This is a genomic window from Salmonella sp. SAL04202 (genome assembly GCF_046550775.1).
Classification (GTDB): domain Bacteria; phylum Pseudomonadota; class Gammaproteobacteria; order Enterobacterales; family Enterobacteriaceae; genus Salmonella; species Salmonella enterica.
Map to the genome: position 1 here is coordinate 379,904 of NZ_JBGDXK010000002.1, position 18,093 is coordinate 397,996.

Consider the following 18,093-nt stretch of genomic DNA (forward strand, 5'->3'; position numbering starts at 1 on the left):
GTATTAAGGATTACAGCAGCGCTTTCGCTTTGGCGATCACGTTGTCTACCGTGAAGCCAAACTCTTCAAACAGCAGCTCTGCCGGAGCAGACTCACCGAAGGTGGTCATCCCGACAATAGCGCCGTTCAGGCCGACGTATTTGAACCAGTAGTCAGCGATACCCGCTTCAATCGCCACACGCGCAGAGACCGCTTTCGGCAGGACAGCTTCACGGTAGGCCGCATCCTGCTTGTCGAACGCGTCGGTGGACGGCATGGAAACCACGCGCGCCTTCACGCCTTCGGCAGTCAGTTTTTCGTAAGCGGCAACCGCCAGCTCAACCTCAGAACCGGTCGCAATGAAGATAATCTGCGGCTGGCCCGCACAATCTTTCAGTACGTAACCACCGCGGGCGATATTCGCCAGTTGCTCTTCAGTACGTTCCTGCTGCGCCAGGTTCTGACGGGAGAGGATCAGCGCGGTTGGGCCATCCTGACGCTCTACGCCATATTTCCACGCCACCGCGGATTCCACCTGGTCGCACGGACGCCATGTGGACATGTTCGGCGTTACGCGCAGGCTTGCCACCTGCTCGACCGGCTGGTGCGTCGGGCCATCTTCGCCCAGACCGATGGAGTCGTGGGTGTAAACCATCACCTGACGCTGTTTCATCAACGCTGCCATACGCACTGCGTTACGGGCATATTCGACGAACATCAGGAAGGTGGAAGTGTACGGCAGGAAACCGCCGTGCAGGGCGATACCGTTGGCGATAGCGGTCATACCGAATTCGCGCACACCGTAGTGAATATAGTTACCCGCTGCGTCTTCGTTGATAGCCTTAGAACCGGACCACAGGGTCAGGTTAGACGGTGCCAGGTCAGCGGAGCCGCCGAGGAATTCCGGCAACAGCGGACCGAAGGCTTCGATGGCATTCTGGGACGCTTTGCGGCTGGCGATTTTCGCCGGGTTGGCCTGCAGTTTAGCGATGAACTCATTCGCTTTCGCATCGAAGTCAGCCGGCATGTCGCCTTTCATACGACGAGTGAATTCAGCAGCTTCCTGCGGGAAGGCTTTCTCATAAGCCGCGAATTTCTCATTCCATGCAGACTCTTTCGCCTGGCCGGCTTCTTTCGCATCCCACTGGGCGTAGATTTCAGACGGGATTTCGAACGGCGCGTATTTCCAGCCCAACTGTTCGCGGGTCAGCGCGATTTCCGCGTCGCCCAGCGGCGCGCCGTGGGAATCGTGGGTACCCTGTTTGTTCGGCGAACCGAAGCCGATGATGGTTTTGCACATCAGCAGGGACGGTTTGTCAGTCACGGCGCGAGCTTCTTCCGTGGCACGTTTAATGGCGTCGGCATCGTGACCGTCAATGCCACGGATAACGTGCCAGCCGTAGGCTTCAAAACGTTTCGCGGTGTCATCGGTGAACCAGCCTTCAACATGACCATCGATAGAGATACCGTTGTCATCATAGAACGCGATCAGTTTGCCCAGTTTCAGAGTACCAGCCAGAGAGCACACTTCGTGAGAAATGCCTTCCATCATGCAGCCGTCACCCATAAAGACGTAGGTGAAGTGGTCAACGATGTCGTGGCCAGGACGGTTAAACTGCGCCGCCAGAGTTTTCTCGGCAATCGCCATCCCGACGGCGTTGGCAATACCCTGACCCAGCGGGCCAGTAGTGGTTTCAACGCCAGCGGTGTAGCCCACTTCCGGGTGACCAGGGGTTTTTGAATGTAGCTGACGGAAATTCTGCAGTTCGGACATCGGCAGGTCATAGCCGGTGAGGTGCAGCAGGCTGTAAATCAGCATTGAGCCGTGGCCATTGGACAGCACGAAGCGGTCGCGGTCGGCCCAGGACGGGTTGGTCGGGTTGTGGTTCAGGAAATCACGCCACAGGACTTCGGCAATGTCAGCCATACCCATCGGGGCACCCGGGTGACCGGATTTGGCTTTCTGTACTGCGTCCATGCTCAGCGCACGAATAGCATTGGCAAGCTCTTTACGTGAGGACATTTTGACTCCAGATCGGATGTTGAAAGGCCATGCCCGTAACGACTTGACGACAGCGCGTTTTGGGCTACGCCGGAAAATTTGCCAACAATTTACCCCAAGCCGCGCGTCATGTACATGGAACATCCTTTTACCGCTTCAGAAATCTCCGGATCATGCTCGTATGTTGCGCAATTAGCTAACTTGCCTGCCATGCTTTTCTTTATACTTAACCCAGGCGCTAATTCATCTGCAACGGGCGCATTTCAAAATAATATTGATTCGTATGGAAGAGAAAAATGAAAATTCGCGCTTTACTGCTTGCTTTGGGCATGGCGACGGTGCTGACCGGTTGCCAGAATATGGACTCTAATGGACTGCTTTCTTCGGGCGCTGAAGCTTTTCAGGCCTATACGTTAAGCGATGCGCAGGTAAAAGCGCTGAGCGATCAATCCTGTCAAGAGCTCGACAGCAAAGCGAAAATCGCGCCGGCGAGCAGCGAATACACTAAACGACTGGCAAAAATTGCCGCCGCGCTGGGGGATAACATTAACGGCCAGCCGGTGAACTATAAGGTTTACGAGACGAAAGACGTCAACGCGTTTGCCATGGCGAACGGTTGTATCCGCGTCTACAGCGGACTAATGGATATGATGACCGACAACGAAGTTGAAGCCGTGATCGGCCATGAAATGGGCCATGTCGCGCTGGGTCATGTAAAGAAAGGGATGCAGGTCGCGCTGGGCACTAACGCAGTGCGCGTCGCGGCGGCATCGGCAGGAGGCGTTGTCGGCAGCCTGTCGCAATCACAGCTTGGCGATCTTGGCGAAAAACTGGTGAACTCGCAGTTCTCCCAGCGTCAGGAGTCCGAAGCGGATGATTATTCTTACGATCTGTTGCGCAAACGCGGTATCAGTCCGGCAGGACTCGCCACCAGCTTTGAGAAACTGGCAAAACTGGAAGCGGGTCGTCAAAGCTCGATGTTCGACGATCACCCGGCGTCCGCCGCACGCGCACAGCATGTGCGCGATCGTATGAGCGCAGACGGGATCAAATAATCCCCGAACAGTGCCGGATGGCGGCGTGAACGCCTTATCCGGCCTACAAGCATCAATCAGCTGTAGGCCGGATAAGCGCAGCGCCATCCGGCAAAACAACTTACTCGCCTTTTTTCGCCGCCTGGATATAGAGCATTTCTAATGCCAGCGTCGCGGCCGCCAGAGCGGTGATCTCCGACTGATCGTAAGCCGGCGCGACTTCCACTACATCCATACCGACAATGTTCAGATCTTTCAGACCACGTACCAGCTTAATGGCGCGATCGGAGGTCAAACCGCCGATCACCGGGGTACCGGTGCCAGGCGCAAACGCCGGGTCCAGACAGTCGATATCAAAGGTCAGATAGACCGGCATATCGCCGACGATCTGTTTCACCTGAGCGAGAATATCATCCACGCCGCGATCGTTGACCTGGCAGGCATCCAGCACGGTAAAGCCATTGTCTTTGTCAAACTCAGTGCGAATACCGATCTGTACCGAATGATGCGGATCGATCAGGCCTTCTTTCGGCGCGGTGTAGAACATCGTGCCGTGATCGAATTCGCAGCCGTTAGCGTAGGTATCGGTATGCGCGTCAAAATGTACCAGCGCCATTTTGCCAAAATGTTTCGCGTGGGCGCGCAGCAGCGGCAGCGTGACGAAGTGGTCGCCGCCGAAAGAGAGCATACGCTTGCCTGCAGACAGCAGTTTTTCAGCGTGCGCCTGTAATTTTTCGCTCATTTCACGGGCATCGCCAAACGCATACACCAAATCGCCGCAGTCCACGACGTTCAGGCGCTCGCGCATGTCAAAATTCCACGGGAAACGGTGATGTTCCCAGGCGAGGTTGGTCGACACCTGACGGATCGCCGCCGGGCCATGACGGCCGCCAGCGCGACCGGACGTTGCCATATCAAACGGTACGCCAGTGATCACCCAGTCGGCATCGCTGTCATACGGCTGGAAGTTCATTGGCAGACGTAAAAAACCAAACGCATTAGAAACCAGTGAGTTATCGTACTGATGACCTAAGGTGCTCATGGCAAAAACCTCTTCTTAGTCAATATAAAAAAACCCTCCCGCGTCGTTAGGCCCGACGAGGAAGGGTTTGAATTTGTTTACGGCTCAAAGTTTACTCTGACAGACCGCATTATTGAAGTCAGTTTAGCCAGGTACAGTAGACAACGCCCGAAAAAAATATATATCCAGCGCAAATCAGTAGGCTCATACGTCCATCGCGGCCAGTTAAGAGGCCTTAGGGATTTGCCGCTGTAAAAACTCAAGCACTAATGCGTAAAACAGCGGTGTTTTCCCCGGCGTCTGGAAAATGGCGTGACCGCTACCGGGAATGAGGGTCATCTCCGCCTGAGGCATTCCTTTACCATAAAAAATTTCCATCCCCTGCATGTAATGGGCCGTAGCAAAGCGATGCGTTGCGCCGCCGACGATAGCAGCGCGCGCTAGATCCGGGTATCGGCTGGTTAACTTCAGAACGACCATGCCGCCATCGCTGTAACCCATCACCAGCGGTTTTTCCAGCTTCAGCGCTTTAACAAAAGCCGCCATATCTTCCGCCATCAGATCATAGCTAAACGTTCCTTGCGGGTTATTGGTTAATCCATGTCCACGACTGTCCGGCATGATGACGCGAAAATATCGAGATGCCTCTTTCGCTAATCCCTGCCAGCTTTTCGCCGTCAGACCACCACCGTGAATCAACAGCAGCGGAGGCCCCTCGCCCTCTTCAACGTAATGAATTTTGATACCATTCGCTTCCACAAATTTATCTTTGTCCATCATTGTTGCTGAAGCATTTATTAAAAATATAGTATTGATAATAAAAATAAATGCGAATTTAAAAATATGATTCATAACACCTCGCCAATCACTTTCCGTGTAAAAGACCATATTATTCAGGTTGAACAAAAAACAATATCAAAATCGATTTGTATCATTTTCACTTATTTACCGTGGAGACCCCGCATCATCTTTTTACAGAACGTAAAAAGCCTTTCCGCGATTAGCCTCAACGCGAAAAGGCTCTGAAGTCAGAAAAGTGCCACCTTATTCATTCTGGCTGCAATTCAGGATGACTTGAAGGTCTCTTCCTGAATTGCATTTGGCACTTTCTTTATTCCTTCGCCTGACAAGACGAGCTTGACTCGCTAAATGCCGTGGCCGGAATTTTCACAATCGCTTTTTTAACCGGCGCAGGTTTACCACGCGTACAAAGCGGACGGTGGACCTGGTTGGGGTAAAAAAGCGCGAAATCGCCAGGATTTAATGTAACGAACTGCTCATTAGCGACACATTCAGGAAAGATGATGTCATCAGGAAGATGCTCAAGCTCCTTTATCCTGGTATCAATTTTATTGGAATAGCCAATCTCCTCATAACCGCTTAGTAAAATCTGAACATCGATATATTTTTTATGAAGTTCAGCTTTGCGGTTTAACGAAGAGTGCGTTTCTCCTTCGCTTATCATAAGAAATGATTCCGGGAAAGAAAGTTCATATCTACCAGCAGGCTGGTCTTCAGCTATCTTCACCGCTTCGATGATAAGTTTTTTAATAATGTTGTTAACGTAAGGTAATAAAGTAAGCTGCTCTATATTTCCATATAGCATACTATAGTTATCCTAAATAATGGTCGTAATTATAATTATCAGCCAATCAGGTACTGGTAAATACCTTCAGCCACAGGAATACCTTCTTTTAAACATTTTTCTTTATAGGCGATTTGCGGATCGTTTGGCGCCAGCACTTTATCAACACCGGGCATCGGTTTTACAGCCCTTAGCTCATTGACCATTGTGCTCATTATTGAGGAAAACAGCGGATTGCCCAACATCTGCGGATCAATAACGATAACCAGACTCGCTAACTTGCGCATCTTGTCATAGTCGCCATACATCCGAACAATATGGTTGCTAAAGTTTGCCCCCATCAGGACGCCCGTGAGCGCATCAATCGCCAGGGCAATACCAGAACCTTTGTGTCCGCCAAAGGGCAGCAGATTTTCAATTTTATGCGGATCGGTAGTGATATGTCCCTCTTTATCCAGCGCCAGACCATGACCTATTGGTTTCCCGGTTTCTTTGGCGTGCAGAATTTTACCAAACGCAATGGCGCTGGTCGCCATATCGACGATCATCGGATGGCTGTCTTTAACGGGGAAGCCGAAGGCGATTGGGTTAGTCCCCAGAAAGCGCTCCGCGCCGCCATACGGCGCAACGCAGGTATCCGTTTGCGTCATGGCGATAGCCACCATTCCCTGGCTTGTCGCCTGCTCAATAAACCACGAGAGCGCGCCGCAGTGGGACGTATTTTTGACGCTGACGAAGCCCAGCCCCGTCTCTCTTGCCAGACTAATAGCGTGGTCTGTCGCCTTTATCAGCGCGCAGTGTCCCATTCCATCATCAGAGTCCAGAATAGCGACAGAAGGCGAAATCTGTTCGATGCTGAATGTTGCTTTTGGATTGAGCCCGCCTGCGTTCAGGCGGGTACAATAGTGCTCTACGCGAATAACGCCGTGGGAGTGAACACCGGTAATATCGGCATGAACCAAAACGTCGGCTACCTGCTGCGCCGTTTGCGCGTCAAGGCCCGCCTGGGTGAGTTTATTAAACGCCAGCGCTTTCAATTCATTTTCTTTGACTAATATTGTTGACATAACTATCCCGCTATTAAAATTTGATAACGCCTTTAACCAATTTTTTGTTTTCTACCACGTTCTTCTGGTACTGGTTGCCAAACGTATAGAAATCGAATTCCTGGTTTTTCATCATTGTTTCGCTAATAGCGCCCTGAGCCATTAGCTCAATGACACATTCGAAGTCTTCCCGCGTCGCGTTACGGCTGCTCAATAGCGTGGTCTCTTTTTTATGGAAGGTCGGATCGTCAATGACGAGCTCGCCGATATACAGCCCGATGAAGACGATTTTTCCGCCGTGACGAATCAGATCGACAGCGCGGCTCATGGAGGATTTATTGCCGGTGGCATCAAGCACAGTGCCGGCTAATTCACCGGAGAAACAGGCTTTCAGCGCATCAATATAGTCGTCTGACGACGGATCGAGCGTTGCAACGCCTACCTTTTCGGCTACCAGACGACGGCGTTCGGCGTCAATATCAGCTACCGCGACGCGAGCGCCTTTGGCTTTTGCTATCGCGGCGGCGGCCAGCCCAATCGGCCCGGCGCCGACCACCACAATGTTTTGCTGCGGCTTCACGTCAGCGCGGCGTACTGCGTGGGCGCTGATGGCGAAACACTCAACCAGCGCGCCCGCGCTGTCGGTGAGGTTATCCGACAGTTCAACCAGATTTTGTTCACGAACGGCCAGATATTCGCTAAAGCCGCCGTCCTGGTGAACGCCATACAGCGAGACGTTCTCACAGCAGTTGGTTTTTCCTTCCCGGCAGGCTGCGCAAGCGCCGCAAGGAATACAGGGAATAACGCTATAGCGTTGGCCGACCTTCGCCGTGCTGCACGATTTACCCAACATTTCCGCCACGCCGCAAATTTCATGACCCAGCACGCGCGGATAGGCAAAAAAGGGCTGGCGGCCGGCAAACGCATGGATATCGGTGCCGCAAATACCAACCGCTTTAATTTTTAACAGTACTTCATCGTCTTTTAAATGAGGAATATCTCTTTCAATGTATTCGATATTTCCCGGATTATTACAGATAAGCGTTTTCATACTTAACCCTTTGAAGATAAACGGTGAATGGTGGCCGTGACGCCATGTAACTCAATATGGTTAAAGGCCTGCTGAATGTCGTTTAAAAAGTCTGCGTTGTCGCCGGCCAGCGTTCCAAAGATGCTATTTATCTGCAGCAAAGACAGCGCTTGTTCCCATCGCGTGTTTTTATTTTTAATAGCCGCATTGAAGGTATCATTGAGCGGGTCGGCCACACTCTGCCCCTGAGAGAGTGTATTAATGACGTAATGGAGCCAGCCCGCAATCAGCGTCGCTAACGCCCTGCCCTTAACGCCGCGCGCCTGAAGCGTCAGATAAGGATCGACGGCCCGCTGAGGCAGCTTCTGAGAACCGTCCATCGCAATCTGTCCGGTCTTATGTTTAATGTTCGGGTTGCTGAATCGATCAATGAGCAACTGCGCATATTGATGTACATCTACCGCCAAATTCGGGCGCAGCGATTTTGCCTGCTCTTCCGTCATTAAATGATGTACGGCGGTTTTAAAAGCGTCGTCTTCCATGCACTGATAGATAAACTCATATCCAGCCAGGCTGCCGTTATAGGCGAGAAACGAATGGCTGCCATTCAGCATACGAAGTTTCATTTCTTCATAGGGAAGCACGTCCGAGACGAACATCGCCCCTGCTTTATCCCAGTCAGGACGACCGGCAACGAAATTATCTTCGATAACCCACTGACGGAAATCCTCGCATACGATGCCGCAGGGATCGGCAAAACCGATCTGGTCTTTAATCATGTCAAATTGCTCTGGCGTCATTGCCGGCACGATGCGATCGACCATGGTGCCAGGAAAGGTGACATGCTTCGCTATCCAGGCCGCCAGTTGCGGATCGAGATTATCGGCAAACGTAACGATCGCCGTTTTGGTCAAATGACCGTTTTCCGGAATGTTATCGCACGACAGTACACTAAACGGGGGAAGCCCTTGCTGGCGGCGTATCCGTAGCGCTTCGACGATCAGTCCGAGTGCTGACCGGGGATGTTCAGGATCGGCAAGATCGTGTTTGATGAGCGGATGGCTGAGATCGAGCGTTCTGGACCGTGGATCGGTGCAGTAACCTTTTTCCGTTATCGTCAACGAAACAATTTTTACCTGCGGCTCAGTCAGCTTCTCGATCGCCGCCTGAATACCTGACTTCGGCGTATGCAACGCGCCGGTGATGGTACGAACCAGGCGACTATTGATGGCGCTGGCTGACGTTTCCACCACTGAAAACAGCCCCTGTTGCGCATTTAGCGCATCCACCAGCTCCGCATCGCCGAACAGATTCAGTTCAAAAATCCCCCAGCGGTTGCCGGTTATCTCATTCGTGAGATCGTTATAAACAGCCTGATGACCACGGTGAAAGGCGCCAAATCCAATATGTACGATGTTGGCTTCCATTCCCTGACGTGAATAAGTCGTTTTGAATTGGTGCCTTGCGGCGTCTAACTGGCGAGCTATGGTGTCCATGAATTTTTCCCACTCCTGTTTTGTTTACCAATTCTGCTTAAACAGCATACCAAAATCCGTGAATATGATCACACTCACGGCACCGGATTCTTCACCATGGTATGCTGACTAATAGCCAATGAATAAAAATAATTTATTTATCAATTAGTTACAAAAAGCACTTCTCAGGATAAATTTTACGATTCACAAAAGCGTGATTTTGATTAGAAAAATCGGCCACGAATTGGCATACCACCCATACAACCCGCAATCATTAAACCCCATTAAAAACAATATCTTATTGAATAACACCCCGCTGCGAGCGTATATGTCACGCATGATTGGTTCAATAATTACCCGAAATACAGCAAACAAAATCTGATAATTTGTCTAGTGAATTAATGAACTCAATTTATTATCAGCATCAACGTTAACCTAAGAACATCAGTTACGGTTTTGATCATCCGGGTCGCTGCTAAAGCGATGGGGAGTGAGCCGCCTTTAGACGTAATTGGCAAATTAATCCATTGATTAAAAACAGGAAAAAATTAATGAAGACGCAGATTAGGCACGTTGAAACAAAGCTTTCAAAGCCCCTCTGGCCGAGGTCTTAGTTGACGTGAAACATGGCATAATAGCCATTTCGAACTGGTAACCACGACGATTACGCTGGAAGACGGTTCAACTGGCAACAGATATACCTATACCGGCGGAAAGGGAGGGTATGCAATTAAAGCGATGATCGATCACGATCTTGCCCCGGTACTGTCAGGGATAGATGGCGCTGCGATTGACGATATCTATGACTTTATGGAATAGCATATTCACTATGTGGGTTGCGGAGGCATCGCGTCGTTTGCGATGTCTGCGGTGGATATCGCCCTTTGGGATTTGAAAGGCAAACGTGAAAAACTGCCGCTGTGGAAAATGGCTGGTTGAAGGCGGCGCGTCTGTCGACGAATGGCGGTCGTTTGGTATGCTCGCTCGGTATGCAGGAATTACACGTCAGACTGGTTTCCGCATTCGAGACTGGCTGACTGGAGGTTCACAGTTTCCCGATCAATATACCAAACATCCGCTGGTGGTCGACAATTATCGCGCCGTGGCACCGGACACCTACGGCATTGGCGTAGAGTTTGACTGGGATAAGCTGAGCGTTTACGAAGCCTGATTCCCTCTCTCCGGGCTTGTTTTTGGCGGCAGGCCCGGTTAATCGCTGACAAAAATGTCATCCGCCTGAAAATAGCCGTCAGGTGGCGAAGAAAAAATCATCAAAATCTTCCAGCGAATCATCCTGTTGGAAGATTTTTACCAGCTCATTTTTACTGTTTTCAAGATGGGTCCACGAGGCCTGTCTGGCCTGCTCAGCATCGCGTTTTTGCAATGCAAGGAAGATACTACGGTGATCTTCCACCCATTTCATTCTTAACTCTTTCTTATGTAAATACTTATAGTTTAACTGCTTCCAGCGCGGATTTTCGGTCCTGACAGCCCGCCACAGCTCGGCAGATTGTTTCATTAATACACGATTTTGCGTGGATTCCGCGATGATATTGTGGAACTGGCGATCCAGTTCTTCAAATTTGTCGCTGTCGCCGCCAATCTGCTTTTCCTGCTGCTCAATAATACGTTTAAGCTGCTTAAGTTCATTAAATCTTATTTGCGTAGCGGCAAAACCGGTGATGTTGCTTTCGATAACCTGCCGGGCCTGTAGCAATTCAAAGGGGCCTATGTCTGAGTAAGGCAAGAGCGCTTTTTGATTGATTTTCTCCAGACTATCAATAAAGTAAGTGCCTGCGCCTTGCTTAACCTCTACCACTCCCTTCAGCTCAAGCATAATAATCGCCTCACGAATCGTCGTGCGGCTGGTTTGAAAACGCTCGCTGAGTTCTCTCTCCGCCGGAAGTCGCTCGCCAGCTTTAAATACCCCTGAATAGAGTAGTTCTTCTATTTGCAGCCCTATATCAAAATAGCGCCGCTTGGTTAAAATTTGTTCCATGCACATACCTATGTAGACAGCAATTGCTCCACTTGAGGGTAGTGTAAACAAATCCTAATGTTTATGGTAAACAATTTCCCTGCCAGAGAGTGGTCGTTTCTTTCCCGCAACCTACGGCTATGCGCGTCACACAGTCCTTCCCCACCAGACTCGGCAGGAAAGGCGCTGATTCCCATAACGCATATTTGACGTTTGATGCCGGGTTTATTTGCGGCAGGGCGGCGGCGCATACCCGTTGTTGTCCGCCGGGAAAGCCTGCGAGGAACAAGGCGGTAGCGTATTTGTTGCTTTACCCTGCAATGCAAAAGCGGCAAAGCCAATGACGCCGATGTTGCGTACGTCGCCCTGCGCGGAGTGGGCCGCATAAGCGTCAGCTACGTCGGCGAACTGGAATGCCGCCTCAGTGTGTTTATCTTTGCGAAACCCTTTAATCGCCAGTGAATCGCCGGCGTTAACAATATAGCCATGATGATTCAGCGAGCCAGCTTTTCCGTTCAACACGTCCAGGCCATCAACCGTTGCGACGATTTCGTAATTGGTATCATGACTGTAATTACGGATATATAACTGATAGTTCATCCCTGATCTTGCAGGAATACTATATTGCCATTGTCCCATTGATGCGTTGTAGCGACGAGTAATTGGAATCGAATTAAAATTAGCGTCGCGCACAGCATATTCAAGATCGCTGATACGTATACTATAAACTTTATCGTAACCTGACGGATATTGAGTGGAGTAATTTATTACCACCATTTCGGCAGGTTCTCGATCGGCACGTTCTACCGAAACGCTTTGTACCGATGAATGCACGTCGCCGCCCCAGGCGGTGCCGACGTCGGATGAAGAGCCATTATTAGATTGCATTCCGCTGGAACAGCCGCCTAACAGCAAAAACAAGCCAACAATGACGGCGTTAAATTTAAATTTACTCATACTCACACCCCTTTTTAATTATTAGGGGGATTGTAGGCCCATAAAATTACATAGAGAAGCGACGCGCTGATAATTAAGAATTTATAAAATATAAAAGGGTCGATTTAAATAATTAAATCGACCCACAAGCGGAATACTCTTAATTACTCATCTTCAAGATAAGTATAACCGTACAGTCCCGCTTCAAATTCCTCAAGGAACTGCTGCTGCAACGCATCGTCCAGATCCGTCTGTTTTACCTGGTCGCGGAAATGCGTTAACAGCGTTTTCGGATCCAGTTGCACATATTGCAGCATATCCGCAACGGTATCGCCTTCGTCCGACAGCTCAACCTCGACGCTACCATCCGGGAAGACAAACACGTCAACCGCTTCAGTATCGCCAAACAGGTTGTGCATGTTACCGAGGATCTCCTGATAGGCGCCGACCATAAAGAAGCCGAGCATCGGCGGATTCTCTGGATCGTATTCCGGCATCGGCATCGTCGTGGCGATACCGTCGCCATCGATATAGTGGTCGATAGCGCCATCGGAATCACAGGTTATATCCAATAGCACGGCACGACGTTCCGGTACCTGATCTAACCCTTCCAGCGGCAACACCGGGAAGAGCTGATCGATTCCCCACGCGTCCGGCATCGACTGGAACAGCGAGAAGTTGACGTACATTTTGTCCGCCATCCGCTCTTGCAGTTCGTCGATAATCGGACGATGCGCACGGTTTTGCGGGTCCAGTTGCTTCTGCACTTCATGGCACATGCTGAGATAAAGTTGCTCCGCCCAGGCGCGCTCCTGCAAACTAAACGCGCCGGAAGAGTAGCCGATATGAATATCGTGCAGATCCATTTGGCTATCATGCAGCCATTCACGCAGCGAGCGGCGGGTGCCAGGCTTATGCATCTCCTGCCAGGTTTCCCACAGATTTTGCAGCGCGCGCGGCGCATCTTCAGCAGGGGCAGTCGGATCCGTGTATTCGTTACGCTCCACGCCGATAATGTTAGAGACCAGTACCGTATGGTGCGCAGTGACGGCGCGGCCAGACTCGGTAATCACCGTCGGATGCGGTAAACCATGCTCTTCGCAGGCATCGCCAATCGCCCAGATGATGTTATTGGCATATTCGTTCAGGCCATAGTTCACCGAACAGTCGGACTGCGAACGAGTACCTTCATAATCCACGCCCAGACCGCCGCCCACGTCGAAGCACTGGATATTAACGCCCAGCTTATGCAGCTCAACATAGAAACGCGCGGACTCGCGCACGCCGGTCGCGATATCGCGAATGTTCGCCATCTGCGATCCCAGGTGGAAGTGCAACAGTTGCAAACTGTCCAGGCGCCCGGCGTCACGCAGGGTCTCCACCAGTTGCAGCACCTGCGTCGCCGCCAGGCCGAATTTTGATTTTTCGCCGCCGGAGGATTGCCACTTACCGGATCCCTGAGAGGCCAGACGCGCACGCACGCCCAGGCGAGGAACCACGTTCAGGCGCTCGGCCTCTTCCAGCACAATCGCGATTTCAGACATCTTTTCGATGACCAGATAAACCTTATGGCCCATCTTCTCGCCAATCAGCGCCAGCCGAATGTATTCACGGTCTTTATAACCATTACAGACGATCACGCTACGGGTCATGCCGGCATGCGCCAGCACCGCCATCAATTCCGCTTTCGACCCCGCTTCCAGCCCCAACGGTTCACCGGAATGGATAAGGGACTCGATCACGCGGCGATGCTGATTGACCTTAATCGGATAAACGAGGAAGTAGTCGCCGTTATAACCGTAAGATTCACGCGCACGCTTAAACGCCGCGTTAATTGAACGCAAACGGTGTTGCAGGATCTGCGGGAAGCAGAACAGCGCCGGCAGACGCTGACCTTGCGCTTCGCGCGCTTTCACCAGTTTGGCAAGATCGACACGCGCTTCCGGTACGTCGGGATCGGGGCATACGCTAATATGGCCCAGCTCGTTGACGTCGTAGTAGTTATTGCCCCACCAGGCAATATTGTAAGTGCGCAGCATCTTGCTGGCTTCCTGGGAGCTCATTGCAACCTCCTGCATGGAGCGTAGTACACCCTGTTCGCCTGCTGACGAAGGCGAACCCATAGACATGTCGTCAGACATAGCGAACCTCAATTTTTATTAGCAAGTGTAAAACAGTTGACTACTATCGCAATCCGAAGACGCGATAACAACCCATAGACAAGCGGATTTTCCAGCAGATAGCGCTGATGCTCCGCCTGCGCGACCGGTTTCTTTTTCATATCATTGTAAACACGTAACCGAACTCACAGATAACGGTTCGGCGAAACCACGAGAAAACTCTTGCGTTAACAAGAGCGCCCTTGTTCAGTCTTCAGCGCCATTGCCGGCTCTGGAATCCTGAGAAGCGCCGAGATGGGTATAACATCGGCAGGTATGCAAAGCAGAGATGCAGATTGCGGGGGACATGCGCGCACCAGAACGATGCGACAGATTCAGCAGAATACAACGGTTCATTATCTCGTATCACCTCCACGGCCGCCCCGTAAGACGAACCCACAAGCCAAAGCAACGTTTTAACCCGGCTGGAAGTGGCGACACGAAGAAAACGTCGTGTGCTTTTGTATGAGCCGCGCGTCGCGTTTTATACCCAGAACGCAGAAAAAAAGCAAAGCATAAATGCGCATAATGTCAGCATTATCAGAAACGTTTACCGCCTGATTTTGACCGACATTGCGACGGCCTTCAAAAAAAGCTGGAAATTGGGCGAAGAAGTGACCTAAAATAGCCGTCCAGATGTTAATCCATCCATACTGATTAACACTCAGACTGCCAGTGTCAGTAACCTTCAGACTCATGGTAGAATCTTCTGTCATGACTATTCCGCACAACAGTTTGAGCTAACTAAATTCTCCTTAGGTGAAATTAAATATGGCAAAACACCTTTTTACGTCTGAGTCCGTATCAGAAGGGCATCCTGACAAAATCGCAGACCAAATCTCTGATGCCGTGTTGGACGCTATCCTGCAACAGGATCCGAAAGCACGCGTCGCCTGTGAAACCTACGTTAAAACCGGCATGGTTTTAGTTGGCGGTGAGATCACCACCAGCGCCTGGGTCGATATCGAAGAGATTACCCGTAATACGGTGCGCGAAATTGGCTATGTGCATTCCGACATGGGCTTTGACGCCAACTCTTGCGCGGTACTGAGCGCAATTGGCAAACAGTCTCCGGATATCAACCAGGGCGTTGACCGCGCAGACCCGCTGGAACAAGGCGCGGGCGACCAGGGCCTGATGTTTGGCTACGCGACAAATGAAACCGACGTACTGATGCCTGCGCCAATCACCTACGCGCACCGTCTGGTACAGCGTCAGGCTGAAGTGCGTAAAAATGGCACCCTGCCATGGTTGCGTCCGGATGCAAAAAGCCAGGTCACTTTCCAGTATGACGACGGCAAAATCGTCGGTATCGACGCCGTGGTTCTCTCTACGCAGCACGCAGAAGATATCGACCAAAAATCGCTGCAAGAAGCGGTGATGGAAGAGATCATCAAACCCATTCTGCCGTCTGAATGGTTAAATACGTCCACTAAGTTTTTTATCAACCCAACCGGGCGTTTTGTTATCGGCGGCCCGATGGGCGATTGTGGTCTGACCGGTCGTAAGATCATCGTTGATACCTACGGCGGTATGGCGCGTCACGGCGGCGGCGCCTTCTCCGGTAAAGATCCGTCTAAAGTTGACCGTTCTGCAGCTTACGCTGCGCGTTATGTCGCGAAAAACATCGTGGCGGCAGGTCTGGCGGATCGCTGTGAAATCCAGGTCTCCTACGCTATCGGCGTAGCGGAGCCGACGTCCATCATGGTGGAAACGTTCGGTACTGAAAAAGTGCCTGCTGAACAGTTGATTCTGCTGGTGCGCGAATTCTTCGACCTGCGCCCGTACGGCTTGATTCAGATGCTGGATCTGCTGCACCCGATCTACAAAGAAACTGCGGCTTACGGCCACTTCGGTCGCGAAAACTTCCCATGGGAAAAAACCGACAAAGCGCAACTGCTGCGCGATGCTGCCGGTCTGAAATAATCGCCCGCGCCTGACGCTGTTTTTCAGTCAGGGAAACCATACCGTACTTATCAAGGCCAGCGCTCTGCTGGCCTTTATCATTGCTGATACACGCAACGTTATCAGATATTCCAGCGTGAATTTATACTGACCTTTTTGTGATGCGCAGCACAATCCACTCTCCCCTTTCGTTTCTTCGACTACACTTTTTATCATTCAGTTTCAGTCATCATGAAAGCGGTTACATTCATTTTCATTAAGAACTGACTACATCACTATCAGTATGCTAATTCTGCGATGAAAATATTACATAATTTTTCAACTTTGTCTGAATACCAGGCGATTGATATGGTTATAAGATTATTAAAACTATTATTTTTCAGATAATTAAATAATCACCGAGATAAATAGTAGTGTAAACGATTACACCATTGTGATTAGCCTCACATCTTTTTACGGCGTACTCACCTACTCTTAACATCGATAAAATTGCTAACCCAACCGGAGGGCATAATGCCTGACAATAAAAAACAAGGGCGTTCCAACAAGGCCATGACATTTTTTGTCTGCTTTCTTGCAGCCCTGGCAGGATTACTTTTTGGCCTGGATATCGGCGTTATCGCCGGTGCTTTACCCTTCATTACCGACGAGTTTCAGATTACCGCACACACTCAGGAATGGGTGGTCAGCTCCATGATGTTTGGCGCGGCCGTCGGCGCTGTCGGCAGCGGCTGGCTCTCCTTTAAGCTGGGTCGTAAAAAAAGCCTGATGATCGGCGCTATCCTGTTCGTCGCCGGTTCGCTGTTCTCCGCTGCGGCGCCTAACGTTGAAGTCCTGATTATTTCTCGCGTGCTGCTGGGTCTGGCCGTCGGCGTCGCTTCCTACACTGCACCGTTGTACCTGTCCGAGATCGCGCCGGAAAAAATTCGCGGCAGTATGATCTCAATGTACCAACTCATGATCACCATCGGGATTCTGGGCGCTTATCTGTCAGATACCGCGTTCAGCTACAGCGGCGCATGGCGCTGGATGCTCGGCGTGATCATCATCCCGGCCATTCTGCTGCTGATCGGCGTCTTCTTCCTGCCGGACAGCCCGCGCTGGTTTGCGGCGAAACGCCGTTTCCATGATGCTGAACGCGTCCTGTTGCGCCTGCGTGACACCAGTGCGGAAGCAAAACGTGAGCTCGATGAAATTCGCGAAAGTTTGCAGGTTAAACAGAGCGGTTGGGCGCTGTTCAAAGAGAACAGCAACTTCCGCCGCGCCGTGTTTCTTGGCATTTTGTTGCAGGTCATGCAGCAATTTACCGGGATGAACGTCATCATGTATTACGCGCCGAAAATCTTCGAACTGGCGGGGTACACGAATACCACGGAGCAGATGTGGGGCACCGTTATTGTTGGTCTGACTAACGTGCTGGCAACCTTCATCGCTATCGGCCTGGTTGACCGCTGGGGCCGCAAGCCGACCCTGACGCTGGGCTTCCTGGTCATGGCGATTGGTATGGGGATTCTGGGTACGATGATGCACATCGGCATCCATTCGCCGTCTGCGCAATACTTCGCTATCGCTATGCTGCTGATGTTCATCATTGGATTTGCGATGAGCGCTGGTCCGCTGATTTGGGTACTGTGCTCCGAAATCCAGCCGCTGAAAGGCCGCGATTTCGGCATCACCTGCTCCACCGCGACCAACTGGATCGCCAATATGATCGTCGGCGCAACGTTCCTGACCATGCTGAACAATCTGGGTAACGCCAACACCTTCTGGGTCTACGCTGGCCTGAACGTGCTGTTTATCCTGCTGACCCTGTGGCTGGTGCCGGAAACCAAACACGTTTCGCTGGAACACATTGAACGTAACCTGATGAAAGGTCGTAAACTGCGCGAAATCGGCGCCCACGACTAATCCCTCCACGCTTCCTCCTGCCACAGGAGGAAGCG

The 18,093-nt window shown here is 51.2% G+C and carries 18 protein-coding genes and 1 pseudogene; 5 read left to right on the plus strand and 14 right to left on the minus strand.

What is annotated here, in order from left to right; all coding sequences use genetic code 11:
- Window positions 1-10 precede the first annotated feature (10 nt).
- Window positions 11-2,002, minus strand: coding sequence for a transketolase (tkt, locus tag ACLJQJ_RS12075; protein WP_000098647.1), 1,992 nt, complete (start codon window positions 2,000-2,002; stop codon window positions 11-13).
- Window positions 2,003-2,277: 275 nt separating this feature from the next.
- On the opposite strand from tkt, the gene ACLJQJ_RS12080 reads away from it, so the two are divergent.
- Complete coding sequence (locus ACLJQJ_RS12080; protein WP_000701830.1) at window positions 2,278-3,036, plus strand: M48 family metallopeptidase; 759 nt, start codon at window positions 2,278-2,280, stop codon at window positions 3,034-3,036.
- A 12-nt stretch (window positions 3,037-3,048) separates the two neighbouring features.
- Here the strand turns inward: ACLJQJ_RS12080 and ACLJQJ_RS12085 are convergent.
- From ACLJQJ_RS12085 to ACLJQJ_RS12115, 7 genes and pseudogenes are all read right to left on the minus strand, one after another.
- A pseudogene (locus tag ACLJQJ_RS12085) lies at window positions 3,049-3,133 on the minus strand (hypothetical protein); the annotation flags it as partial.
- Window positions 3,134-3,136: 3 nt separating this feature from the next.
- Window positions 3,137-4,057 (minus strand): agmatinase, encoded by a 921-nt coding sequence (gene speB, locus ACLJQJ_RS12090; protein WP_000105550.1) that lies wholly within the window; start codon window positions 4,055-4,057, stop codon window positions 3,137-3,139.
- A 204-nt stretch (window positions 4,058-4,261) separates the two neighbouring features.
- Window positions 4,262-4,924 (minus strand): alpha/beta fold hydrolase, encoded by a 663-nt coding sequence (locus ACLJQJ_RS12095; RefSeq protein ID WP_077950931.1) that lies wholly within the window; start codon window positions 4,922-4,924, stop codon window positions 4,262-4,264.
- A gap of 223 nt (window positions 4,925-5,147) precedes the next feature.
- On the minus strand, window positions 5,148-5,642 hold the full coding sequence (locus tag ACLJQJ_RS12100) for a YhcH/YjgK/YiaL family protein (RefSeq protein ID WP_024156679.1): 495 nt from the start codon (window positions 5,640-5,642) through the stop codon (window positions 5,148-5,150).
- A gap of 38 nt (window positions 5,643-5,680) precedes the next feature.
- Window positions 5,681-6,688 carry an Ldh family oxidoreductase gene (locus ACLJQJ_RS12105; protein WP_000104231.1) on the minus strand — a complete coding sequence of 336 codons (1,008 nt, stop codon included), beginning with the start codon at window positions 6,686-6,688 and terminating at the stop codon, window positions 5,681-5,683.
- A 13-nt stretch (window positions 6,689-6,701) separates the two neighbouring features.
- Window positions 6,702-7,718, minus strand: coding sequence for a zinc-binding alcohol dehydrogenase family protein (locus ACLJQJ_RS12110; protein WP_000853913.1), 1,017 nt, complete (start codon window positions 7,716-7,718; stop codon window positions 6,702-6,704).
- 2 nt (window positions 7,719-7,720) lie between these two features.
- Window positions 7,721-9,193, minus strand: a complete 1,473-nt coding sequence (locus ACLJQJ_RS12115) for a mannitol dehydrogenase family protein (protein ID WP_000379523.1) — start codon at window positions 9,191-9,193, stop codon at window positions 7,721-7,723.
- An 840-nt stretch (window positions 9,194-10,033) separates the two neighbouring features.
- Here ACLJQJ_RS12115 and ACLJQJ_RS12120 point away from each other — a divergent pair.
- On the plus strand, window positions 10,034-10,111 hold the full coding sequence (locus tag ACLJQJ_RS12120) for a hypothetical protein (protein ID WP_023228383.1): 78 nt from the start codon (window positions 10,034-10,036) through the stop codon (window positions 10,109-10,111).
- Entirely contained in the window at window positions 10,077-10,343 is a 267-nt protein-coding gene (locus tag ACLJQJ_RS12125; RefSeq protein ID WP_274595809.1) for a hypothetical protein, read from the plus strand. Before ACLJQJ_RS12120 ends, ACLJQJ_RS12125 begins: the two co-directional genes overlap by 35 nt.
- Window positions 10,344-10,421: 78 nt before the next feature.
- On the opposite strand, the gene ACLJQJ_RS12130 is transcribed toward ACLJQJ_RS12125, so the two are convergent.
- The 6 genes from ACLJQJ_RS12130 to ACLJQJ_RS12155 form a co-directional block, all read right to left on the minus strand.
- The gene (locus ACLJQJ_RS12130; protein ID WP_001576357.1) at window positions 10,422-11,222 is read right to left on the minus strand and encodes a FadR/GntR family transcriptional regulator; all 801 of its coding nucleotides are present in this window, start codon (window positions 11,220-11,222) and stop codon (window positions 10,422-10,424) included.
- 153 nt (window positions 11,223-11,375) lie between these two features.
- A complete protein-coding gene (locus ACLJQJ_RS12135; RefSeq protein WP_000032796.1) occupies window positions 11,376-12,107 on the minus strand; it encodes a hypothetical protein in 732 nt (243 codons plus the stop codon).
- Window positions 12,108-12,250: 143 nt separating this feature from the next.
- The gene (gene speA / locus ACLJQJ_RS12140) at window positions 12,251-14,227 is read right to left on the minus strand and encodes a biosynthetic arginine decarboxylase (protein ID WP_001278580.1); all 1,977 of its coding nucleotides are present in this window, start codon (window positions 14,225-14,227) and stop codon (window positions 12,251-12,253) included.
- Window positions 14,228-14,235: 8 nt separating this feature from the next.
- A complete protein-coding gene (yqgB, locus tag ACLJQJ_RS12145; protein ID WP_000729109.1) occupies window positions 14,236-14,367 on the minus strand; it encodes an acid stress response protein YqgB in 132 nt (43 codons plus the stop codon).
- An 85-nt stretch (window positions 14,368-14,452) separates the two neighbouring features.
- Entirely contained in the window at window positions 14,453-14,602 is a 150-nt protein-coding gene (locus tag ACLJQJ_RS12150) for a hypothetical protein (RefSeq protein ID WP_001751809.1), read from the minus strand.
- Window positions 14,603-14,661: 59 nt separating this feature from the next.
- Window positions 14,662-14,961, minus strand: a complete 300-nt coding sequence (locus ACLJQJ_RS12155; RefSeq protein ID WP_001543499.1) for a hypothetical protein — start codon at window positions 14,959-14,961, stop codon at window positions 14,662-14,664.
- A 55-nt stretch (window positions 14,962-15,016) separates the two neighbouring features.
- Between ACLJQJ_RS12155 and metK the strand changes: the two genes are divergently transcribed.
- Window positions 15,017-16,171: a methionine adenosyltransferase gene (metK, locus tag ACLJQJ_RS12160; protein ID WP_001062140.1), complete on the plus strand. Its 1,155-nt coding sequence runs from the start codon at window positions 15,017-15,019 to the stop codon at window positions 16,169-16,171.
- A 492-nt stretch (window positions 16,172-16,663) separates the two neighbouring features.
- Window positions 16,664-18,058, plus strand: coding sequence for a galactose/proton symporter (galP, locus tag ACLJQJ_RS12165; RefSeq protein ID WP_001113171.1), 1,395 nt, complete (start codon window positions 16,664-16,666; stop codon window positions 18,056-18,058).
- The last annotated feature ends 35 nt before the right edge of the window (window positions 18,059-18,093 follow it).